The organism is Candidatus Margulisiibacteriota bacterium (genome assembly GCA_041658645.1).
GTDB lineage: Bacteria > Margulisbacteria > WOR-1 > O2-12-FULL-45-9 > XYB2-FULL-48-7 > JBAZZV01.
The window spans coordinates 1-20,801 of sequence record JBAZZV010000004.1 but is presented as its reverse complement, the minus strand read 5'-3'; the positions used below and the strand labels follow the sequence as shown (position 1 = coordinate 20,801).

The window sequence follows — 20,801 nt, the reverse complement described above, 5'->3', positions numbered from 1 at the left end:
ATTTATTTGTACCGCCAGACGACCAAACTGGTGTGGGTGGCATCGTGGTAACTGTATCCCGCGGCGATAATCCGGCCGTAAGGATCGATATTGATCGCCGTACCCATGGTATCTTTATTCCCGCCGGCGGCATTATTGTGCAGCAGCCAGCCCTGACCGTTAAAAGAAGTGTCGAGCGTTCCGTCGGTGTTGAACCGCCAGATCGCGAGCTCCAGATTAGCGCTAGTATCGCTCGATCCGCCGACGACCATTATTTTGCCGGCACGATCAAGAATGAGCGCCTGCCCCAGATCGGTATCACCACCGCCTATATTGCCTGTGCCGTTATAACCGGTACCGCTAAATGTAGTATCAGGACTCCCGTCCGGATTATAACGCCAGACGATCATGGCTTGTCTGCCATTGCTCTTCAGCGCAAATCCGGCGACTACGATCTTACCGTCCGGGTCTGAAATAATACTATAGCCGCGATCACCGAGACCGCCGGCTGAACCAAGCTTTAGGGCCCAGCCACTGCCGCCAAAAGTAGCATCAGGAGTCCCGTCCGATTTAAAGCGCCAAACTACCAGGTTACTATGGCTGGCCCCGTCCTTACTGGAGCCGGTGACCAGGATCCGACCGGTTGGATCAAGCGCGATACCAAAGGCATAATCGTCCCCGGTCCCGCCGGCCGCGCCGCTCTGGGTATAACTGCCGACAGAATTGAAGGTGGTGTCGAGGCTACCGTCCGAATTAAAACGCCAGACCGCCATATCCAAGTCAGTAGGCGAGAAGGCGCTGGTGCCGGCAGCCAGTATTTTTCCGGAGCCATCAATGGCGATCGAATTAGCCTGGTCATCGCCGTTGCCCCCCGCGGCATTGTTACGCGTCAACCAGCCTTGTCCGCTGTTAAAGCTGGTGTCAAGAGTCCCGTTGGAATTGTATCTCCAGATCGTCATATAGGAAATGCCGCCGCTGTGCAAATATCCGGCGACCAGGATTCTTTCTGAAGAATCGATCGCCACTGCATTGCCGGCATCATCCTTGTTAGCGCCGTCGCTGATGTTAGAGACAACATAACCGGTCCCGTTAAAAGTAGTATCCATGGTTCCGTCGGCATTAAAACGCCACAAGACCATGTCCTTATCGCCGTTGGAATTCAGACCGAAGCCGGTAACCAGTATTTTTCCCGCGCTATCAGTCACTATGGCGTTCGTATTGAATCCCGCGTTGGTGGCGCAACCATCGGCCCCCGCGTCCGTATTACGGAGCAGCCAGCCCTGGCTGTTAAAGCTCGTGTCAAGCGTGCCGGCGTTCTGGGGCTGGGCGGAAAACTGGGTGGAAACCGCGCCTTCGTTGCTGGCGGCATCGACCGCGTCGGCAATATAATAATGGGTCAGGCCGTTCACTAACCCGGCGTGAGTGTAAGGGCTGCTGACGCCGCTGATCTTTGTCCCGCCGACAGTGGTCACTCCCGTGGTGGTCGACCAATAAAGGTTGTAAGAAACTGCTCCAGTTACGGCCTCCCAGGTGATAATATTCTGAAGAGTCGAGGCCAGCGCCGAAACATTTGCCGGGGCCGCGAGAGTAGTCGTAGTGGTTGACGAGGTCGAAGCTGTCGTGGTCGTGGTCATGGTCTCCTCCACCCCTTCTCCACAACCGGCCAAAAGAAAGATCCCCCAGAGAGCAAGCATAACCAAGAAAGAGACGCCAACTAACTTCTTAATCATATAATAATATTGCCGCATTAAGTTAAAACCGGTATTCCAGACCGGCGATCAAACCGAGGGCTGTGCTGTAGCCGGCTTTGGCCTTGTAGCGGCCAAGGTTCTTGCCGAGCGTTATCCCCACACCGGTCATGCCCCCCTTAGTTATCTCGCCAATGATCGGCATCTTCTGGACCGGAACTGAATAGTTGCCGTAATCGATCGACAGGCCGACCAGCCAACCAGCCATAACGTTGGTCAAGCTCAACCTGGCAACGGTGACGTTATATTTATTCCCCAGGCCGTACCCGAGGTTGATCTTCAGGTCGCGGTTAATATCGCCGGGAAAAGGCAAAAGATAGCCGAGCTCAACTACCCCCGTCCCTCCCTCAAAATTACCTTCGACCAATAAACCGCCCTTCTTCCGGGGCGCGACAGGTTGGACGACAGCCAACGGCGGAGCGACCGTCGTCACTTCAGCCGTGGCGTTCACCGGGGCTTTAACCGTAGTTTTCGCGGTCGCTTTCACCGCCGCCAGAGAGACCGAGGCCAAGCACGAACCGATCACCAGACAAGTAATGATTTTTTTCATACTTCCCTCCCCTAGATATTCAAAATACACTTCGTCGGGCATTTCTCGATCGCCGGATCGCAGTTCACCCCGGTTTTCGAATAATCCATCACCGATAAATTATCGACGACTTTAAAAACTTCCGGCGCCAGGTTCTCGCAGATCTTGCAGGCGATACAGCCGACCGGACAATTCTTGCGCGTCACGGCTCCGGTCTCACGCGAGGAACAAGCGACGATCACCGGAAAATCGTACGGCCGGAGAGAAATGATCTGCCGGGGACAGGCGGTAATACACTTGCCGCAGGCCGTGCACTTCTCCGGATCGATGACCGGCAGTCCCTCTTTCATCCTGATCGCGTCAAAAGGGCAGACGCAACAACAATCGCCATGTCCGAGACAGCCATAAGCACAACTTAGCCCGCCGCCATCAATGATGTTGGCCGCTCCGCAGGTCCTGACGCCGGCATAATTACCTTTTTTCTTCCGCTGGTCATCCCGCGCGCCGCAATGGACCGCGGCCACCCTTTTATGCACTTCTTGCCCCTCTACCCCCATCAGGTCAGCCAGTTTTTTAGCGACCGCCGCTCCACCCACCACGCAGCCGCTGACCGTCATTTTCCCGGCGATCAGTTTCTCGGCGAAATCGCGGCAGCCGGCCGCGCCGCAAGCTCCGTCGTTCGCCCCCGGCAATATAGCCAGGATAGCGTCAAGTCGCGGGTCCTGCTCGATAGTAAAATAATCGGCCGCCAGAGCCAACAGCAGGGCAAAGACCAGACCGAACAAACCAAGCACCACTATGGAGACAAGAACTACGTTCATAAACCGAACATTCCTGTAAAACCAAGGAACGCGAGAGACATCAGAGCGGCCGTCAGGAAAGCGATCGGATAACCCTGAAACCACTTCGGTATCGGGGCTAGCATCATCCTTTCCCGGATATAGGCGAAGAGGATGATCGCCAGGGAATAGCCGCCGGACACGCCAATCGAATAGACCATCGCCTGGCTGAAGGTGAAGCGGTAATCGATCGCCAGAAAAGCGACGGCTAAAATGGCGCAATTGGTGGTGATCAACGGCAGGTAGATCCCCATCGCCCGGTACAGATGGGGGATCATCTTCTTGAGATAGAGCTCTTCCAGCTGGACCAGCGAGGCGATCGTCAGGATAAAGACCGCCGTCCGGAGGAACTCCAGATGGAAGGGCGCCAGGATGAAATGATAGGCCGCCCAGGAGACGGCCGAGGAGATCGTCATAACAAAGATCACGGCAAAGCTCATCCCGAGCGAAGTGTCGATCTTGGTCGAAACGCCAAAGAACGAGCAGAGAGCGATAAATCTGATCAGGAGGATGTTATTGATCAGGAAGGCCGCGAAAAATATGCCGAATAGTTCCATTATTGCACCTTGTTCTCCAGTTTGTTGAGGCCCGCCATGAGAAAAGCGATCGTGATGAACGCTCCGGGCGGCAGGATCATGATCGTGGCGGCGGCCGCCGGGTTAAAGAGGGTCAAACCGAAGACCGACCCCGCCCCCAGCATTTCCCGGATGACGCCGATGCTGACCAAGGCTAAACCAAAACCCAAACTCATCCCGATACCGTCCAGCGTCGAATTCAAGACCGGGTTACGATAAGCGAAGGCTTCCGCCCGTCCCAGGATAATGCAGTTGACGACGATCAACGGGACAAAAACCCCCAGCGCGGCGTACAGCTCCGGCGTGAAAGCTTGCATGATGTAATCACTGATCGTGACAAAGGTCGAAATGATAATAATGAAGATCGGGATCCGGATCTGGTCCGGGACGAGCTTGCGGATCGCGGCAATGACCAGATTGGAACAGGTCAAAACAAAGGCGACCGCGACACTCATCCCTAAAGCGTTAAGCGCGCTGTTGGAAACGGCCAGGACCGGGCAGAGCCCGATCATCAGGCGGAGGACCGGGTTTTCTTTGATTATTCCCTGGTTAAGATCGTGCCAGAGGCTCATTTCTTCCCTCGGATGGCTTGCCGCACTCCCTCACAAACCGCCCGGCTGGTGATGGTAGCACCCGTGATCGCGTCGATATCTTTCTTCGGCTCCAGCGGGTCGTTCGCCCCTTTGCCGATGAACTGGTCCAAAAATCCCCGCTCTACTACTTTGGCTCCTAAACCCGGCGTTTCCTTCTGGCTCAACACTTTTATTCCGACCACTTTCTTCTCGTTGCTAACGCCGACCAGCAGCACGACCGGACCGCCGTAACCGCGCGGCGCGACCCTGACCGCCTCTCCGCTCGAGGCGACCGGCAGGACCTCCTTGACCGATAGATCATAGGCGGCGGACGAATTCCGGACGATCCGCGGCTGGGTAATGATATAAACATAAGCCAGTAGTCCGGCCGAGATGACGCAAAAAACCATTAAAATGAGACCGAGCTTGACCGTTTTTATCATTATTTTCTCCCTACTCCGTAAACCCGCGGCCGGACATACTTGTCGATGATCGGCGTCATGATGTTCATCAGTAGAATCGAGTAGTTGACCCCTTCCGGAAAGCCGCCATAGAAGCGGATCAGCACCGTGATCACCCCGCAGCCGAGGCCAAAAATGAAACGGCCGGCCGTCGTGACCGGCGTGGTGACGTAATCGGTCGCCATGAAAAAGGCGCCAAAGACCAACCCGCCGCTCAAGACGTAATAGATCGGATCGTGGCCCAGGAGGAAGGTCAGAACAAAGACCGAACCGATAAAAGCGGTCGGCGCCGGCCAATCAATAATATTATTCCAGTAAAGGATCAAGGCCCCGATCAGGATAGCCAGGATGGAGGTCTCGCCCAAAGATCCGGCCCGGTCACCAAGAAATAACTGCAGATAGCTTGGGCCAGCCTCGTGGATCTTCGCTAAATATAGCGGGGTAGCGGTCGTCACCGCATCGAAGGGCCTGACCCAACTGGTCATTGCTACCGGCCAGGAAGCGAGGAGCAAAGCGCGGGCGGCCAGCGCCGGGTTAAAAATGTTGAAGCCTAACCCGCCGAACAACCCTTTAACCACGACCATGGCAAAGACCGCGCCGATCGCCGCCAGCCAGAGCGGCGTGGTCGGCGGGAGGATCAGGGCCAGGAGGAGACCGGCGACTCCGGCGCTCCCGTCGGCCGCCAGCGGTTTTTTCGCCAGCCGGAGAAAGACGACCTCCGCTAGAATTGAGGTGAGCGTGGTGAAAACTATCAGGAACAAGGCCGACCAGCCAAAGTAATAGATCGCCGCCCCGGCCGGGAAGAGCAGGGCAACGGTCACCCAGCGCATAATGCTCCTAATATCGTCCTGTGCTCTGATGTGCGGACCGACCGAAAGGTCAAAATTCATTTGCAGACCGCCTGCTTCAGCAATAATTCTTTTTTAGCTAACTTGAAATACTGGACCAGATAGATCCGGCTCGGACAAACGTAAGCGCAGCAGCCGCATTCGATACAATCGGCCACCCGGTAGTCAGCGGCGGCGTCCCAATTCTTCAGTTTGGCGAATTCGGCCAGAAAATTAGGGGTCAGGCCAACTGGGCAAGATTTAATGCAGCGGCCGCAACGGATACAATCTTTTTCTTCGTAAGCAACCGCTTCTTTTTTGTTCATGACCAGCAGGCAATTATTCCCTTTAAGGAGCGGCAGGTCGAGCTCCGGGACGGCGATCCCCGTCATCGGCCCGCCCATCAGCACTTTCACGGCGTCAGCCGTTAAGCCGCCGCATTGCTCAATTAATTCCCGGAAAGAAGTGCCGAGCCGGGCTTTCAGGTTCTGCGGTTTTTTGACGCCGGTCCCGGTCACGGTCACGACCCGCTCGATCAGCGGCTTGCCCAACCGGACCGCCTCCGCTATCGCCACCGCCGTGCCGACATTCTGGACCACGACCCCGATATCGGACGGCAAACCGCCGGACGGGACTTCCTTCCCCGTGAGCGACTTGATCAGCATCTTCTCCCCGCCTTGGGGGTATTTGGTTTGGAGGACCTCAACACTCCCTCCCTGTGTTCCATTTTCCGTGTTCCGTGCTCCAAGTTCTTTTATCGCGTCTTGCTTATTATTCTCTATAGCAATGATTATTTTTGAAGCCCCAACCGCTTTAGCAATGGCCCGCGCCCCGTAAATAACGTCCCCCGCTCTCTCGACCATCAAGCGGTGGTCACAGGTAATGTAGGGTTCGCACTCACAACCGTTAATAATGACCGTTTCGATCTGTTTGCCAGCCGGCGGGGTCAGTTTAACGTGGGTGGGAAAAGCCGCTCCGCCCAACCCAACGATCCCGGCTGACCGGACCGCCTGCCTGATCTGTTCCGGGGTGAACTCCTCATACGACCATTGGCCAACATAGTGCGCCTCGGTTGAAACCCCTTCAGCCGCGGCAATTACGATCGCTTCTTTGTCCACCGAGGTCACCTGGCCGGAGATCGAGGCATGGAGCGGCGCGGAGATAAACTTGGCAGAGGCGGCGATCTTCTGGCCTTCGACCACCCGGTCGCCGGCCTTGACCAGCGGTTCGTTGGGACAGCCGAGATTCTGCTGGAGCAGGAGCCTGACCTGACGCGGCGGAGGGGCCGTTTTGATCGGCTCCCGGGCAGTCAGCTCTTTGTTTTCAGGCGGATGGATACCGCGGGCAAAGCTCTTCAGTTTAGCTCTCATCAGGAATAATTCTACTCGACTGATGTCAGATGTCAAATGGTGAAAGCCGTATCCCAATATCCCTGACCACGACCTTCCCAGTATATTTTTTGGCCGCTCGCTTGGTGAACCCAACCTTATTAGCGACAAAAGTAACGGTCAGCTTAGCTCTAACCGCCAGACCTAATGGCTCACCGGTGTCGGCGTCAAGACCGGAAGGGACATCGACGGAGAGGACCGGCAATTTTGAGAGGTTAATAGCTTCGATCACAGCGCGATACGGCGCCCCCACTTCATCCCTTAATCCGATCCCGAAGATCGCGTCTATGATCAGGCCTGTTTTCAGGTTTTTCAGGTCGTTATTTAACCGGATTCCACGCCCTAAACGCTTGAGAATATCGTAGTTGATCTTGGGATCGTTCTTTAATCGTGAGTGATCGCCGACGAGCAACACTTCAACTTTATAACCGGAGCTAAGTAAATGCCGCGCGGCAACCAACCCGTCTCCCCCATTATTCCCTACCCCGCAAACAACAACCACGCGCGCGTTACGTGATATGCGTTTCGCGTTACGAATAACTTTGATCGCTTCTTCCGCTACCGCCCGCCCGGCGTTCTCCATGAGGACAATCGAGGGGACTCCGTACTTTTTCTGGGCGTCGCGGTCAAATTGGCGGGCTTCCGCGGTGGTAATGGCTCGCATGGAGCCATATTATAACATCAAGCGCGGACTTTAACCTGAAATTTTTCCCGGCCGTAAACGACAGATAAGCATGACAATTAGAACGGTCCGCTTTAATCTCTTGCCAGGGCCAGGACTGATCCCTGCTCCCTCCAATCGTCCAAAGTCATTTCGTCCCGCGGCCGGGGGAGAAAGGAGCTGGGAGAGAGTTTACTGTTTTCAAATCGTCGCTTTTTCGGCGCCGAGCATCCAACAGGTGGAATCCTATATAAGACTGGCGGTTCCGCATCGCTTGACCGCTTACGGTTTTGCGGAACAGAGCTTATCCTTGGGATTAGGAAAAATGCCGGAATGGGTTTCTCGTTTTAAAAGGATCTGGATCGAAAATGACGAGCATAAGCCTGTTTCCGTTGAGGGGCTTGAAACATTATTAAGCGGTATTAATTCTCGAACCAGAGGGAACCTTAATCACGGGAGTTCGGTCGCCGCCTTATGTCGCGGGGCGGAGTTTGTTCTCGGCATGAAAAGAGCATCATTCAAACAGCTGCTCCCTTATCTTCTCGGCCAAAACGGCCAATATGATGAACTTGGCCTGCTGATTGAATTATATTCTTCCTGCGGGAGAACCGGCCGGCTGGTTAAACTAACTCCTCTCAACCCCAAAAATCCATATTCAGTCTGGTTTAATTCATCAGATAAAAAATCATGATTGAAAAGATACGTTTGAATTCGCTTTGTCGGCAGGGGCGGGCTTTTTCTATCATTAACGAACATTACAAAAATGACGCCCTGCCCGCGCATTTCAAGGTTTTAGGCGGGACCGGCAAAACCGATAAATTCGGCGCTGCCTTTGATGGCGCGACACAAGGCGTACTGGCTGGAATTCTGGTCACGGATGATAATCAAAGCCTTTATGCTTATCGCGAACAGCGAACCAGTGAAATATTATCCTCCTGCGAATACTGCTGCCGTTTAAGCATTAATATTACAGAACTTGATCTTAACGCTAATCTGGTCAGGACTTTTTCCAGCGACCTGGGATTAATATACATGGGCTTCGATTATCCCTACAGATCGGTTAAAACAATTCTCGCAGTCTCTCCTTTTAGCAATTTTGACATTGAATCAATAAAACGTTTTCTCGGCTGCCTGGAAGGCACCGCCAAAAACCCATTAACAAAAAGTATTGGAGAGGTATTAAGAGAATTTCGGTCCTCTTTTTCCTCTGGGCCGGTTTTGGATGAAATTCTTGCCTTGCCTTTCTTCCATACTCAAGCGGAACTTGATGAGGAGGCAGAAAGAGAGGCACAGGAATGGAAAGAAATAATAGCCGGGAACAAATCATCAGTTCTTGCGGGATCGCTAAACGAATTGGATATTATAAAGATGCAAATCGATCAGACGATGTTGAACGCGATGAGGGAAAATAGCGGAGCAAAAAGCGAAGAAGAATTCTATCAATGGTTGACCACCCCCCATCCCCGGGATGCCGCTTTACTCCATAACATTAAATTGGTCGATTGGAGCGAATACTGGGGATTCTGGCGAAGTACTTATGCCGGGATTGGAGTGGCCATCCCGTGCTAAGAATCAATTTAACGATATCAGACGATATAAAACCAATCAATCGCCGGGGATTAGTTAAATAAATTCCCACGCCAAAACATCCCCGGCTCGCCGCGGGGTTTTAACCCAGCCGCTGCTCGCAATAAAGATATCCGTATCAAGTGTGGCTCTGGACAGTCGCGGTTTCATTGAAATTCATCAACTCCGGAGCCGATAAAAAAGCATGATAATCATCCCTGCCAATCAAATATTTGGAAGACTGCCGAAAATTGAAAAATGGTCAGCCATAAAACCGGCACCTCGCTCGCCTATCGATACTTCAAGAATTAAAGATGTTAAAGGCTGTTTTAAAGGCTGGCTGAACGTCAACGGTTTTGATCCCCAACATCCCGGCCTTGATTTTATGGCTTTCCAAAGAACTTCCGGAGAACTGGTGATCGGCTTGCCTTCGGGAACACCAGTTGTCTCGATCTTTGAGGGCGTCATCATTAATATCGTTGATCCCGGCCGCAGTTATCTGGCCGAGATCAGGCTGGCGCACGCGATTTGTGAAGAGAGGCTCCTTTGTTCGGTTATTAAACATGCTAAACCCATTGCCGGGTTAAAACCGTTTGATCTTATTCCGGCGGGCGGTGCGCTGGGACATCTGGCGGACGAAGATACTTCTTATCTTGACGGGCGGTATCACCTGCATCTTGAACTGCTGGCATCGACTTTTACCGCCGGAGCAAGCGTTTTAGAAATTGATCCTAACAATGACAGGCGGATTGACCCCCAACCAATTCTTTTCCCTGAAGAAACCCTGCCCTATGCCCGAATCATCTATCCAAATATTTTCCTGGCGGATAAACCGGCTCCTCCGGTCTGGCTAACACCAATCGAAGCCGCGGATAGGCTTAGAAGGTTTTGGTAATTATATGAAATTACGCAATGTCGCCAATCCGCAGTTGACGATCGGCGAAAAGTTGAGTGGGGAAAAATAAATATGAGCCCTGTAGACGGAATATCCCCGGCAAGATTTTACCGCTTGGCCGACCGGACAACGGCGGTCGCCGGCGGCTCCCTTAATCCGCAAAAACTGATGGCGCGGATGCGCGCCATTCAAGAAAGAATCGGCGACAGGGTCAGGGCCCTCAATCCCAAACAGCTAACTAAAGTTAATTACCAGGGTATGTTCGGGCCAAAATATCAGGTTGAAGAGATCATCGCCTGCACTCTGACGTCCACCGTATACAAAGCCCGTGATATGGAAAGCGGAAGTTTGGTCGTAATCAAAAGAGGTCGCTGCGAAAATACAGATCTACTGGTAGAACGAGAAGGCCAGTTATTAGAAAGATTGAGTCATCCCAGTCTCGTTCGCTGTTGCAGTGACTGGGGAGAGGGTTATTTTGTGGAAGAATATTTAGCCGGGGTCAATTTAGACAATTTTGAACGCCCAAACTCATTACTAAATCACAAGGAAGCGCTGGTGATACTTTACAGTGTGGTCGAAGTACTGGACTACCTCCATCAAAATCAAATCATAGCCAGAGATCTAAAGAACGACAACGTCATGATTTCTCCGGCAGGCAAGGTCACGCTTATCGATCTCGGTTTAGTTAAGGACTTAACAAAAAATAATGATATTGGCTACCCCACTACTTTTTTTGGTCGGCCTGAATTTGCCGCTCCAGAAATAATCATGCGTGGATCCGGATTCGTCACCGAAGAGTCTGATTATTACTCCCTGGGAATCATACTCTATCGCATACTGACCCAAACAATACCATGGCAGAGAGAAATTTATTTGGGTATTCAATCCGCAAAAGTTTCCTTTCCGGAATACGGCTTGATCTTAACTGATAAATGGCTCAACCCTATCCCTCCGCCGGTCAGGCCAATTCTCCTTGGATTATTAGAAAGAGATCCGAAACAACGGCTTAGCCATCCCGACCAACTGCAGAGCATGATCCTGGAGGCGCTGTCTTGAGTTGTTCAATCTCGGGCCTCATCTTAATGATCGCCCTTTGCCAGCAGGCAAACAATTTATGTTGACCGGCATGATCGCGAACGAAACGATAAGCCTCCGGGGTCAAGAGATGGTCAGCGTGAGTCAGATCGAATTCTAATTTAGGCCCTTCACAGGCGCACAAACGGTCAACCAGCTGCTGATGATTATCGTCAATAAATAGTGTGGTCCAGTCGGCTTTGCCGGCGATAACAGGCATAAATTTCGCTGCGACCCACCGGCGTCTGGCCCGAGCCAATTGCTCGACAAGCGTATTTTTGATCTTAGCTGTTTCATTATCCGCAGGCAATCGAGCCAGCATATCTATCGCGGCTTCGTAGTTCCCAACTCTTTGAAACGCTCTGACGATCGTCAGGCAGACGTTCCTGGCCGGCCAGGTCAAACTATTGGCTATTTCGGCGATCATCTCGTAATCTTTGTTAGCTTTAAGTAACGACAGCTTCTTAATTAAATCTGCTTCACTTAAACAATGTAATTCATCGATCTGTCTGGTTGCGCCGGATAGGACGACAATAAAAGAAGAGCCCTCCCGATACAAGCCAGGCATTCCAGGCGTATTGAAGATCTCTCGAATTTGTTCCTTGGTGATCCCCGGAGGAAAAATTATGCTCTTTATATCCCCTTTTGCGGTTTTCATTCTTTGCGCAACTTCAGGGATATAAGATATACCTCTTAACAGGTTGGGACTTATCCCACGAACATTGATCTTTTTAGTTAGTAATAAGCTCCGGAGACTTTTCCCGCTGTTACTTAATTGTACTCCCATGCTATTTGAAACAAGGATTGCATTCAGGCTCATTAAAACACACCTCTCCCGTATCTCCGCAAATACTTAGGGCGATTTCAGAAGTTTCTAATATAGCGTGGTTTCAAAAACACTGGATTTCTGGGATATTCTATTTTCTTGTTTTAAGCGCTTGTTTCATGATTTTCTTCGCCAGCGAAACCGCCCCAACCGCGTCAAGGCTGTAGACGGCGCCGATCCGGTCGGCGTAGCCCTTGGTCACGACCGCCCCGCCGACTAAGAGAGGAATATTCAGTTTAGCTTTCGTAAGCTCCGTCTTGACCACCCCCATCTCGACCATGGTGGTCGTTAACAGGGCCGACAGGGCGATCACATTCGGCCGCTCCTTCTTGGCCACTTCTACGATCTTCTCTGCCGGGACATCTTTCCCCAGGTCGATGACGGCAAAACCGTGGTTTTCGAGCATCATTTTGACGATATTCTTGCCGATGTCGTGGATGTCTCCCTTGACCGTCGCCAGGACGACCTTACCGGTGGTTTTGATCTCCCCTTTCGGGATCTTCGCCTTGCAGAGGATAAAGCCGGCGGTCATCGCCTCCGCCCCTTCGATCACCTGAGGGAGAAAATATTCTTTCTTATTGAATTTCTTACCGACCACTTCCATCCCCGGGATCAACCCCTGGTCAATGATCTTCTGCGGGGCCAGCTTCTTGGCCAAGGCCAGGTTGACCAGGATCCCGGTCAATTCCTTGTCCCCGGCGATCACCGCCTTGGTGATATCAGGATAGCCTGTGAACTTAACGTCTTTAACGGCCAACTCGTGCTTCTTTTCCGCCGGCTTCCCACCCCGCCGCGCTTTCTCCACTTCAACTTTGAAAGCTTTTAATAAATCATCCCTGGTCCCCGGTCCCTGGTACCTAGTCCCTGGCACCTTGATGGCCTTTTGCATCAGTTTATCCGTTACGTCAACGATCGCCGCGTCTAACCCGTAAGCCAAAGCAAGCTGGAAATAAAGGGCGTTGATCTTAGCCCGGTCGGGCAAACCGTGCGAAACGTTGCTGATCCCGATGATCGTCTTGACCCCGAGAGTTTCCTTGACCAGCGGGATCGCTTTCAACGCTTCCAAACAACCGGCGATCCCCACCCCGGCGGTCATGACCAGGTTATCAACATAAATGTCTTCTTTACTTATCCCTTTTTCTACCGCCGCCTGGACGATCTTCTCGGCGATCCGCAGCCGGTCGGCCGCGCTGTTCGGCAAGCCATGTTCGTCCAAGGCCAGGGCGATGATCGCCGCGCCGTATTTTTTCGCCAGCGGGATGACCCGTTCGATACTTTCGCGCTTGCCGTTGACCGAATTGAGGAGCGCTTTGCCGCAAAACGCCTTCAAGCCCGCTTCCAGGGCGGCATAATTGGGGCTATCGATCGAGAGGGGCAGTTCGCTGGCCGATTGGACGACTTTGACCGCGGTAGGCATCACTTCCGACTCATGGACGTCCGGAACAGAAACGTTGACATCAAGCAGGTCCGCGCCGGCCTTGGCTTGATCGCGCGCCTCCGCCCTGATCACCTGGCTCTTCCCTGCTTTGATCTCCGCCTGAAAAAGCGGCCGTCCCGTCGGATTGATCCGCTCGCCGACCAGCATAGTCTTCCCGGCTTCAATCACAACAACCTTAGTCCGGGAAGCGAATTTTACCCCTAACCCCTTATTCCCCTTCCCCCTTAGTAAGGGGGAAGGGGATAGGGGATAGGGGTTTGAAATGACTGATTTGATAGCTTTGATGTGGGCCGGGTTTGTCCCGCAACATCCTCCGATAATTTTAACGCCCAGCTCCGCGAACTTTTTGGCGAACGCGCCGAACTTCTCGGGGGTCATCTTATAAACCGCCTGATCGCCGACCAGCTCCGGCATCCCGGCGTTGGGCATCACCATGACCGGCAGTTTAGTCACGGCCAGATAGCGTTTGGCGACCTTGAGCATCCCTTCCGGACCGGTGGAACAGTTAGCGGCAATGACGTCGATGCCGAGCGGTTCGAGGACCGCCACCGCGACCTCGGGCGTCGTCCCATAAACGGTTTTCTCATCCGCGTCGTAGGTCAGGCTGGCGATAATCGGGAGTTGCGTCTCGCTTTTCACCGCGATGACCGCGGCCCGCATCTCCTGCAGGTCAGAGACTGTCTCGATCGAAACAACGTCTACCCCGCCTTCGGCCAGCGCTTTAGCCTGCTCGGCAAAAGCGGCGTAAGCCTGATCGAAAGTGACTTTCCCCAGCGGGTCGATCATCTTGCCGAGCGGACCGATCGAACCGCAAACAAAACCTTTCTCCCCGATCGCCTGGCGCGCCAGTTTGGCCGCCGCGACATTTATTTCTTTGACCTTATCCGCCAGCCCGTAATCGGCCAGCTTGATCCGGTTCGCGCCAAAAGTGTTGGTCTCAACGATATCCGCTCCGGCTTTAACGTAGGCCTTATGTACTTCGAGGACCACTTCCGGCCGGGTCAGGTTCTGGCCGTCAAAGCAATCTTCCGGCCGGACACCGCGCTCCATCAATTGCGTCCCCATGGCCCCGTCGATCACCAGGGCCCGATTATGTAAAACCTCCAGGAACTTAGTCACCAGGGAACCTCCTCATAGTGTACGCGTCCTCGCCGTCGGCGTAGTAAGCTTGGCGGGTGTTGATGACCTTGAAGCCGTAGCGCTCATATATTTTTTTCGCCGTCTCGTTCGAAACCCTGACCTCCAGGAAAAAGACATCTTCGTCGTTCAGGACATGCTGCATCAGCCGTTTGCCGATCTCTTTGCCGCGATATTCCGGGTGGACCGCCATGTTGATAATGTGCGTCTCATCGAGGATCTTTTCCACGCCGATGTAGCCGACCACCCGGTTCTCGTCCTTGGCGACCAGATATTTATGCTCATCTTCGCGAAAAACAGCTTCCGGCTTGGGAAAAGTAAAAGACATCCGCTCGATCTCCACGACCGCCGGAATATCCTTCTCCTTCATGGGGAAAATAGTGATCATGGTTAAATTATATCACACCCCATATTCCCGGAAATTAGGTTGGTGGGAATAATTTGGGACGAGTTTCAGCGGATCGTCCTGCTCCCCGGCTTTGAGCTTTAACAACCCCAGCCTAGCCACATTGATCCCGTAAGGGAGAGTCTGCAACTCATCAGCGACTTTAATATTTTCCCCCAGTCCCCAGTCCCCGGTCCCCAGCCCCGATCCGATGAAATGCATTTCCCCTGTTATCTTGCCCAGCAATTCCTTGATCCGATCGAGCTTGATCACCAGGTCAGCGGTCAAACGCTTTAAGCGGCCGTCCGCCGCGCCAAACAGGGCAAAGTTATACTCGTCATGCCGGGCATCGAGGCAAACAGCGATCGTCCCTTCGACTGCCACTAAGTTATAAGCAATCGCGTCGAGAGTCGGGACACCGACCAGCGGCACGTTCAAGGTCTGGGCCAGCGACTTGGCCGCGGCTAAACCGCCGCGCAACCCGGCATACGAACCAGGCCCAACCGCCACTGCCACCCCGTCGATCTGTTCCGGAGTTATCCCGGCCTCCTGAACATAGAACATGATCCGTTCCGAGTTCATTCCGGCCACGGTCGTCTCAACCAGGACCCTGGTTTCATCCGCCAGGCCGAGACTGACTATTTTAGTCGCGCTGCTAAGGCCGAGGATACGCATATTAAAAGTATAGCAAAGTATGAAATACTTGGCTATTTTTGACGATATATAATTGGGAAAGACAATGCCATCTCTTACTGAAACCAAAAGTATTTATCCAAAAGCTTATAAGCTCGGCCAGAGAAGCAGGTCGTATCCGCACAATCTCCTCGTTTTAAAAACCGCTGTAGCAGAATTAAGCACGGTTAATGCCAGTAGAGCCATGCATATTCAAACCGTTGTCGATTCATTGCAGGCTGTTATACAAGGTGAAAATCGTTACTTCTACGAAAAACTTGACCCGGCTATTAAACAAAGCGATTGCCGGAAATTAGATTTGACGCCTATAGCTCATGAGGTTGACTATAAGGCTGCTACGGATAAAATAATATCCATCTGCGAACAATTTACCTCAATTGATAAAAGTGCCTTAGTATTGGCGGCCTGGGCGCACGATCTGGGCGTGCCTTTTGGTATTGAATGGAATCATGCCGAGGAAGGACGTCAAGTTGTTAATCAAATGCTTCAGCACTCTCCCTTTTTAGAAACACTTACACAACTTGTGCTTTTCCACGGGTTTTACATGGACTTAACTAAAGCACATCTTCCAGCAGACATTACGGCTTTACCAAAAAACCTGCGTTCCCCACTATTTATTATCGATTTTTGCGATTCTGTTTCTCGGATCAGAAACGGAGAACATTCCAATCCAATCGGCCTTGATAGTCTGCTATATATGTTACGTTTATCGGACCATGAAGAAATAAACTCCTTAAGACAGCCAGCCAAACTATTAAACGTCCGTTTTCATTTTGGTTTCGCCGCGCCGATACATAACGAATCATTGGCTGAAGAAGACCGCCAAGCCATGTTTGCTCAAGCGCAACCGGATATTTCTACTGACGAATTAACAAATTTTTACGGCGGCTATTTCAGATGCCATTTCTTCAATTTAATGCTCTCGTCCTTGAACACGCCCGTAGAAAGAGGTTTTGTACTGGCTTCGGTCTATCGGACCTATAAACAGGCTGGCATGACCGGGGACGTTTTACTTTGGCCAGATATTGATCTTGGGCGCAAGCTGCAAGTGGATTTACCGGGTTTCACCAGTCGTTATCGCGTATTCTTTGAAAAGTATGGCCTGGCCCCTTTAATTGCAGCTGATCCTTCAAATAAACAAATGGTATTTTTTGCTTCAAAATTGTACTGATTCAAAAACTACTCTAGCCGCGCCGCTAAGCCCGAGGATACGCATATGTTCCTTTCATTTTCCGACAATCGTTCGATGGTGATCCGTTCCGCGTTCGCGGGAAGCAAACCGCCCAGCTTTTCCGCCCACTCGATCACGCACACCCCGCCACGATTAAAATATTCCTCAATCCCCAGATCTTCAACCTCTTTTATTTCGTCCAAACGATAAAGATCAATATGATAAAAAGGAAGACGTCCTTGGTACTCGTTAATGATGATAAAAGTCGGTGAAGTAACGTAATCTTTGACGCCGATCCCCGCCGCTATCCCCTGGATCAGAGTAGTTTTTCCGGCCCCTAGCTGGCCGGTCAAAGCAATTATATCGTTCGGCTGAAGAATGGAACCGATCTTTTTCCCCAATTGAACCGTATCTTCGGCAGATTTTGAATGATAAAAAAGTCCTTCATTAGTCATTCGTCATTAGGAATTAGTCATTCCCCCCTACCACCGCTCATAATCGTCGTATCCCCCGGTCCGGATCTCTTTGAAGCCGGGTAGTTCGTCGTCGTACTTCTCTCCCCCTTCGACTTTCCGTTCCTCGTAGATCGATTCGACCGTTTTCTCGAGGACAGGGTGGAAGAGGCTGGCCGCGATCTCGCGCAGCGGCTTCAGGACGAACATCCTCTCGTGCATCAGCGGGTGCGGGATCTGCAGTTTTTCGTCGGAGATGATCTCGTTGTTATACATCAAGATATCGATGTCCATCGTCCGCGGGCCCCACTCCACTTCCCGCTCGCGGCCGAGCACGGTCTCGATCTCCTGGCAAACTTCCAGCAGTTTGTGGGGGGAAAGCTTCGTCCTGATGGCGATCGCCGCGTTCATGTAATTGGGCTGTTCGCCGCCACCTTCTGCTTCTGTTTCGATATTCGTCGAGCGTTTAATCACCTGGATGTTAGGGTTCTTTTCCAGCAGGAAACAGGCCTGTTCGATGTACTCTTCGCGGTCGCCGACGTTCGAGCCGAGCGCCAAGTAGGCGACGGCCGGGCCGCTGTGTTTCTTCCCTTTTTTAAGTTTGACCGCTTTGGCCGCTTTTTTGGGCTTAGCGGCCGGCTTGATCTTTTTGGCTTTCGTCGCTTTCTTCACTTTTTTCGCCTTAGCCATTGTTATCTCCTTTTTATTGCATCCGTCATCCGAGCGACCCGGACCAGCTCTTTGACATCGTGGACCCTGACCAAGTCGGCGCCGTTCATGATCGCCGCCGCCACCAGGGCGGCCGTCCCTGCCAACCTCGCTTCGACCGGCAAACCGAGGACCTGGCCGATAACAGATTTACGGGACGGACCGACCAAAAGAGGCCGGCCAAGAACCTTCAATTCCCGCAAACGGGCGATGATCTCAAGGTTATGCCCGGCAGTTTTACCGAAGCCAAGACCAGGATCAAGGATAATTTTCTCATGTAGTATACCAGCATTATTCGCAATTGCAAGGGATTCGGCCAACTCGGCAATGACCTCGCCCATCAGGTCGCTATATACGGGATTGCGCTGCATCGTTTTCGGCGTCCCCCGCAGATGCATCAGGCAAACCGGCACCCCCGCCCTGGACACCACTTTGCCCATCTGCCGGTCATGTTTTAAACCGGAAATGTCATTGACCATATCCGCCCCGGCCTCGAGCGCCGCCCGGGCAACGGCCGCTTTCCGGGTATCGATCGAAACGGCACAACCACGCCACTTACCCAATTCCCTAATGACCGGGATGACCCGGGCTATCTCTTCAGCCGCCGAGACTGGCCGCGCCCCCGGCCGGGTCGATTCGCCGCCAACATCAATGATATCGGCTCCTTCCGCGATCATTTTTTCCGCCTGGCAAAGGGCCGTCACTCGCTCGCTGAATTGTCCGCCATCCGAGAAAGAATCCGGCGTCACGTTCAATATCCCCATGACAAATGTCCGCCGGCCAAAGGTTATTTTCTTGGGGCCGACCTTGATCGCTTTCGGGTTGGCGGTATAATTGGCCAGCGCCCGGTCAATTTCGGCGGCAATGACCGGCAGGCCAAACTGGTGGGCCTTGAGCTTTGCCACCAGCGATTTGAGCTGTTGCAGAGTGCCAAAGACCAGGAGATCGGTCGTTTTGACGGAGAGATTGACGGACCCGTAAGCGGTCGCCGCGTCCCCGCCATTAGATAGCATCGTCTGTTTGATAATATTGGCCGCGACCGGGCGAAGGGCCGTCAACTTGATCAGCCGGAAAACCGCCTTGGGGGCCATCAGTCTGATCCCGGCTGGATCGGCGCCGAGCGCCTTCATCTCGGCTGCCGGGTCACCCTCGATCAGGCGCGCGATCACAACAACTCCAGTTTGACTATCTTTTTCGTCTTGTCGGTCACTTTCGCCCGGTCATCCAGCCGCTGGCCTGCCACCCAGATTATCCGGCCGGCGCTCTCGACCACCGGGATAACGTCGCGCTCCGCCGGCGCCACTTTCTCATCGACAAAAAAGTCCTGGAGCTTTTTGCTCCCTTTCATCCCGAGCGGGACAAAACGGTCCCCCGCCAGCTTATTGCGGGCGATCACTTCCTTGCCGAAGGCGCTGTAGTCGACAAAGGCGATCTGCTCGCCAGTCGCCCCTTCGACCTTATCGACAAAACTGCCGCGCAAGACCCGCCCAACCTCTTCGAGCCTGACCTCACCCGGGATAGCCAGCAGGTAGCGGAACGGCTTGGCTTCCCGCTCTTTCGGCCGCTCACGCGAGATCGTCAGGACGTTGCGTTCACCGCTGGCAAAGATATTGTCCGGCAAATGGATCTCCCATTTTTCGTTCGAGCCGAGCTTGTCGAGCACATCATGAATATGGCCGAACGAAAGCTGGGTCAAGTTCCCTTTGACCTGCTCCACCGCCAGGCGGAGGACATAGCGCTGGATAGTTGGTTCCAACCGGCCCAGTTTATCCTGGCTTAACCTGATCTGGCCGGCATCCTGGAAGCTCTTGATCTCCGGCAGCAGCTCCGCCGCCTTCGTTTCCAGATAGACATTGTCTTCGGTCAGCAGAAGGATCGTCTGGAGGATTATCTCCTTGATGTTGAGGTTGTAGATCTTGAGCTGCGGCACCAGTTTCAGGCGGACGCTGTTGCGCATGTATTTTGATTCGTAATTGGTGTGGTCGCGCCGCGGCACCAGCTTGAGCGCCCCGACGTAATCTTCGAGCTCCCGCCGCCAAACCTTGATCAGCGGCCGGACGATATTGGCCCGTTTCGGCGGGATGCCGCAAAGTCCGCGCAGGCCGGCGCCGCGCAACAGGCGCATCAGGAAGGTCTCGATATTGTCATCGGCGGTGTGGCCGACGGCGATCTTCCCCGCCCCGATCTTTCTCGCCATCCGGCCGAAAAATTCGTAGCGGGCGATCCGGGCCGCTTCTTCGATGCCGATCTTCTCGCGCGCCGCCAGGTCGCTGACGTCAAAGGACTCGACGCTGATCGGCACCGCCATCCGCTGGGCCATATCTTCCACGTAGCGGACGTCTAGTTCGGCGTCCCCCTTGCGCAGCATGTGGTTAAGGTGGGCGACATGGAGCGAGATCTTCAGCTCTTCGCGGAAAGCGTAGAGCAAATTAAGCAGGCCGGTCGAATCGGCGCCGCCGGAAACGGCGACCAGCACCAGGTCGCCCGGCTCGAACATCTTGTATTCCCTGATCGTCTCGATGAATTTATCTTTTATGGCCATATTGTCCTTAATGGGGAATGGTAAAGGGTTCTCCCCGGTAGCAACGGATCCCGCAATAAAAAGCGTAGCCCCAGGCGCCAAAGCCAAAGAGGACTTCCAACAGGTCGAGATACGGGATATAGATCAAGCTCCAGACCAGGTTGACCAAGGCACGGAGCGTAAAAAAGGCCAGGAAGATCAGCAACCAAAGAAGGAGCGCCTGGTTCCCATGGAAAGTCATGAACTCCTCCCCTCTTTTCCGGGTGAGGACAACATAAAGTGAAGGGACCCAGGTGATATAGGCCAATGCCGCGAGTGTCTTGTCTTTCATAGGAATAATGCCGGGGGCCGGGATT

At 53.1% G+C, this 20,801-nt stretch carries 23 protein-coding genes; 5 read left to right on the top strand and 18 right to left on the bottom strand.

Annotated elements, in window-relative coordinates:
- Positions 1 to 2: 2 nt before the first annotated feature.
- Genes WC903_04020 through WC903_03980 form a run of 9 tightly spaced genes read right to left on the bottom strand, consistent with a single transcriptional unit; the run spans position 3 to position 7,582 of the window.
- The gene (locus WC903_04020) at positions 3 to 1,709 is read right to left on the bottom strand and encodes a hypothetical protein (protein MFA5893111.1); all 1,707 of its coding nucleotides are present in this window, start codon (positions 1,707 to 1,709) and stop codon (positions 3 to 5) included.
- Between the two features lie 22 nt (positions 1,710 to 1,731).
- Positions 1,732 to 2,277, bottom strand: coding sequence for a hypothetical protein (locus tag WC903_04015; protein ID MFA5893110.1), 546 nt, complete (start codon positions 2,275 to 2,277; stop codon positions 1,732 to 1,734).
- 11 nt (positions 2,278 to 2,288) lie between these two features.
- Positions 2,289 to 3,077, bottom strand: a complete 789-nt coding sequence (locus WC903_04010; GenBank protein MFA5893109.1) for an RnfABCDGE type electron transport complex subunit B — start codon at positions 3,075 to 3,077, stop codon at positions 2,289 to 2,291.
- A complete protein-coding gene (locus WC903_04005) occupies positions 3,074 to 3,652 on the bottom strand; it encodes an RnfABCDGE type electron transport complex subunit A (GenBank protein ID MFA5893108.1) in 579 nt (192 codons plus the stop codon). Before WC903_04005 ends, WC903_04010 begins: the two co-directional genes overlap by 4 nt.
- Positions 3,652 to 4,242, bottom strand: coding sequence for an electron transport complex subunit RsxE (gene rsxE, locus WC903_04000; protein ID MFA5893107.1), 591 nt, complete (start codon positions 4,240 to 4,242; stop codon positions 3,652 to 3,654). The genes WC903_04005 and rsxE overlap by 1 nt, the downstream gene beginning before the upstream one ends.
- Entirely contained in the window at positions 4,239 to 4,685 is a 447-nt protein-coding gene (locus WC903_03995) for an FMN-binding protein (protein MFA5893106.1), read from the bottom strand. The genes rsxE and WC903_03995 overlap by 4 nt, the downstream gene beginning before the upstream one ends.
- Positions 4,685 to 5,593 carry an RnfABCDGE type electron transport complex subunit D gene (locus WC903_03990; protein MFA5893105.1) on the bottom strand — a complete coding sequence of 303 codons (909 nt, stop codon included), beginning with the start codon at positions 5,591 to 5,593 and terminating at the stop codon, positions 4,685 to 4,687. Before WC903_03990 ends, WC903_03995 begins: the two co-directional genes overlap by 1 nt.
- Positions 5,590 to 6,900 (bottom strand): electron transport complex subunit RsxC, encoded by a 1,311-nt coding sequence (gene rsxC / locus WC903_03985; protein MFA5893104.1) that lies wholly within the window; start codon positions 6,898 to 6,900, stop codon positions 5,590 to 5,592. The genes WC903_03990 and rsxC overlap by 4 nt, the downstream gene beginning before the upstream one ends.
- Positions 6,901 to 6,925: 25 nt before the next feature.
- The gene (locus WC903_03980) at positions 6,926 to 7,582 is read right to left on the bottom strand and encodes an NAD(P)H-hydrate epimerase (GenBank protein MFA5893103.1); all 657 of its coding nucleotides are present in this window, start codon (positions 7,580 to 7,582) and stop codon (positions 6,926 to 6,928) included.
- Positions 7,583 to 7,904: 322 nt separating this feature from the next.
- Here WC903_03980 and WC903_03975 point away from each other — a divergent pair, with 322 nt between their 5' ends.
- The 4 genes from WC903_03975 to WC903_03960 all read left to right on the top strand — a co-directional run bounded on the left by WC903_03975 (position 7,905) and on the right by WC903_03960 (position 11,096).
- The gene (locus WC903_03975) at positions 7,905 to 8,270 is read left to right on the top strand and encodes a hypothetical protein (GenBank protein ID MFA5893102.1); all 366 of its coding nucleotides are present in this window, start codon (positions 7,905 to 7,907) and stop codon (positions 8,268 to 8,270) included.
- Positions 8,267 to 9,148, top strand: coding sequence for a hypothetical protein (locus WC903_03970; GenBank protein MFA5893101.1), 882 nt, complete (start codon positions 8,267 to 8,269; stop codon positions 9,146 to 9,148). Before WC903_03975 ends, WC903_03970 begins: the two co-directional genes overlap by 4 nt.
- 202 nt (positions 9,149 to 9,350) lie before the next feature.
- The gene (locus tag WC903_03965; protein MFA5893100.1) at positions 9,351 to 10,040 is read left to right on the top strand and encodes a hypothetical protein; all 690 of its coding nucleotides are present in this window, start codon (positions 9,351 to 9,353) and stop codon (positions 10,038 to 10,040) included.
- 72 nt (positions 10,041 to 10,112) lie between these two features.
- Complete coding sequence (locus tag WC903_03960) at positions 10,113 to 11,096, top strand: serine/threonine-protein kinase (protein ID MFA5893099.1); 984 nt, start codon at positions 10,113 to 10,115, stop codon at positions 11,094 to 11,096.
- Here WC903_03960 and WC903_03955 read toward each other — a convergent pair.
- The 4 genes from WC903_03955 to tsaB form a co-directional block, all read right to left on the bottom strand.
- Entirely contained in the window at positions 11,047 to 11,934 is an 888-nt protein-coding gene (locus WC903_03955) for a hypothetical protein (protein ID MFA5893098.1), read from the bottom strand. The two genes, WC903_03960 and WC903_03955, sit on opposite strands and share 50 nt — an antisense overlap.
- Before the next feature lie 97 nt (positions 11,935 to 12,031).
- The gene (locus WC903_03950; protein ID MFA5893097.1) at positions 12,032 to 14,497 is read right to left on the bottom strand and encodes a homocysteine S-methyltransferase family protein; all 2,466 of its coding nucleotides are present in this window, start codon (positions 14,495 to 14,497) and stop codon (positions 12,032 to 12,034) included.
- On the bottom strand, positions 14,490 to 14,903 hold the full coding sequence (rimI, locus tag WC903_03945) for a ribosomal protein S18-alanine N-acetyltransferase (GenBank protein MFA5893096.1): 414 nt from the start codon (positions 14,901 to 14,903) through the stop codon (positions 14,490 to 14,492). The genes WC903_03950 and rimI overlap by 8 nt, the downstream gene beginning before the upstream one ends.
- A 12-nt stretch (positions 14,904 to 14,915) precedes the next feature.
- A complete protein-coding gene (gene tsaB, locus WC903_03940; GenBank protein MFA5893095.1) occupies positions 14,916 to 15,575 on the bottom strand; it encodes a tRNA (adenosine(37)-N6)-threonylcarbamoyltransferase complex dimerization subunit type 1 TsaB in 660 nt (219 codons plus the stop codon).
- A gap of 52 nt (positions 15,576 to 15,627) precedes the next feature.
- Here tsaB and WC903_03935 point away from each other — a divergent pair, with 52 nt between their 5' ends.
- Positions 15,628 to 16,764, top strand: a complete 1,137-nt coding sequence (locus WC903_03935) for a hypothetical protein (protein MFA5893094.1) — start codon at positions 15,628 to 15,630, stop codon at positions 16,762 to 16,764.
- An 8-nt stretch (positions 16,765 to 16,772) separates the two neighbouring features.
- Here the strand turns inward: WC903_03935 and tsaE are convergent, their stop codons facing one another.
- The 5 genes from tsaE to WC903_03910 form a co-directional block, all read right to left on the bottom strand.
- Positions 16,773 to 17,219, bottom strand: coding sequence for a tRNA (adenosine(37)-N6)-threonylcarbamoyltransferase complex ATPase subunit type 1 TsaE (gene tsaE / locus WC903_03930; GenBank protein MFA5893093.1), 447 nt, complete (start codon positions 17,217 to 17,219; stop codon positions 16,773 to 16,775).
- Between the two features lie 27 nt (positions 17,220 to 17,246).
- On the bottom strand, positions 17,247 to 17,906 hold the full coding sequence (gene folK, locus WC903_03925; GenBank protein MFA5893092.1) for a 2-amino-4-hydroxy-6-hydroxymethyldihydropteridine diphosphokinase: 660 nt from the start codon (positions 17,904 to 17,906) through the stop codon (positions 17,247 to 17,249).
- Between the two features lie 2 nt (positions 17,907 to 17,908).
- Positions 17,909 to 19,093: a dihydropteroate synthase gene (gene folP, locus WC903_03920; protein ID MFA5893091.1), complete on the bottom strand. Its 1,185-nt coding sequence runs from the start codon at positions 19,091 to 19,093 to the stop codon at positions 17,909 to 17,911.
- Positions 19,090 to 20,466: a tRNA lysidine(34) synthetase TilS gene (gene tilS / locus WC903_03915; protein MFA5893090.1), complete on the bottom strand. Its 1,377-nt coding sequence runs from the start codon at positions 20,464 to 20,466 to the stop codon at positions 19,090 to 19,092. Before tilS ends, folP begins: the two co-directional genes overlap by 4 nt.
- A gap of 7 nt (positions 20,467 to 20,473) precedes the next feature.
- The coding region (locus WC903_03910) for a DUF4870 domain-containing protein (protein MFA5893089.1) at positions 20,474 to 20,801 on the bottom strand (328 nt) is incomplete at its 5' end.

Excerpts from the sequence above, each read along its gene's own strand:
- WC903_04020 (MFA5893111.1), bottom strand. The coding sequence starts at position 1,709 with ATGATTAAGAAGTTAGTTGGCGTCTCTTTCTTGGTTATGCTTGCTCTC.
- WC903_04015 (MFA5893110.1), bottom strand. The coding sequence starts at position 2,277 with ATGAAAAAAATCATTACTTGTCTGGTGATCGGTTCGTGCTTGGCCTCG.
- WC903_04010 (MFA5893109.1), bottom strand. The coding sequence starts at position 3,077 with ATGAACGTAGTTCTTGTCTCCATAGTGGTGCTTGGTTTGTTCGGTCTG.
- WC903_04005 (MFA5893108.1), bottom strand. The coding sequence starts at position 3,652 with ATGGAACTATTCGGCATATTTTTCGCGGCCTTCCTGATCAATAACATC.
- rsxE (MFA5893107.1), bottom strand. The coding sequence starts at position 4,242 with ATGAGCCTCTGGCACGATCTTAACCAGGGAATAATCAAAGAAAACCCG.
- WC903_03995 (MFA5893106.1), bottom strand. The coding sequence starts at position 4,685 with ATGATAAAAACGGTCAAGCTCGGTCTCATTTTAATGGTTTTTTGCGTC.
- WC903_03990 (MFA5893105.1), bottom strand. The coding sequence starts at position 5,593 with ATGAATTTTGACCTTTCGGTCGGTCCGCACATCAGAGCACAGGACGAT.
- rsxC (MFA5893104.1), bottom strand. The coding sequence starts at position 6,900 with ATGAGAGCTAAACTGAAGAGCTTTGCCCGCGGTATCCATCCGCCTGAA.
- WC903_03980 (MFA5893103.1), bottom strand. The coding sequence starts at position 7,582 with ATGCGAGCCATTACCACCGCGGAAGCCCGCCAATTTGACCGCGACGCC.
- WC903_03975 (MFA5893102.1), top strand. The coding sequence starts at position 7,905 with ATGCCGGAATGGGTTTCTCGTTTTAAAAGGATCTGGATCGAAAATGAC.
- WC903_03970 (MFA5893101.1), top strand. The coding sequence starts at position 8,267 with ATGATTGAAAAGATACGTTTGAATTCGCTTTGTCGGCAGGGGCGGGCT.
- WC903_03965 (MFA5893100.1), top strand. The coding sequence starts at position 9,351 with ATGATAATCATCCCTGCCAATCAAATATTTGGAAGACTGCCGAAAATT.
- WC903_03960 (MFA5893099.1), top strand. The coding sequence starts at position 10,113 with ATGAGCCCTGTAGACGGAATATCCCCGGCAAGATTTTACCGCTTGGCC.
- WC903_03955 (MFA5893098.1), bottom strand. The coding sequence starts at position 11,934 with ATGAGCCTGAATGCAATCCTTGTTTCAAATAGCATGGGAGTACAATTA.
- rimI (MFA5893096.1), bottom strand. The coding sequence starts at position 14,903 with ATGATCACTATTTTCCCCATGAAGGAGAAGGATATTCCGGCGGTCGTG.
- tsaB (MFA5893095.1), bottom strand. The coding sequence starts at position 15,575 with ATGCGTATCCTCGGCCTTAGCAGCGCGACTAAAATAGTCAGTCTCGGC.
- tsaE (MFA5893093.1), bottom strand. The coding sequence starts at position 17,219 with ATGACTAATGAAGGACTTTTTTATCATTCAAAATCTGCCGAAGATACG.
- folK (MFA5893092.1), bottom strand. The coding sequence starts at position 17,906 with ATGGCTAAGGCGAAAAAAGTGAAGAAAGCGACGAAAGCCAAAAAGATC.
- tilS (MFA5893090.1), bottom strand. The coding sequence starts at position 20,466 with ATGGCCATAAAAGATAAATTCATCGAGACGATCAGGGAATACAAGATG.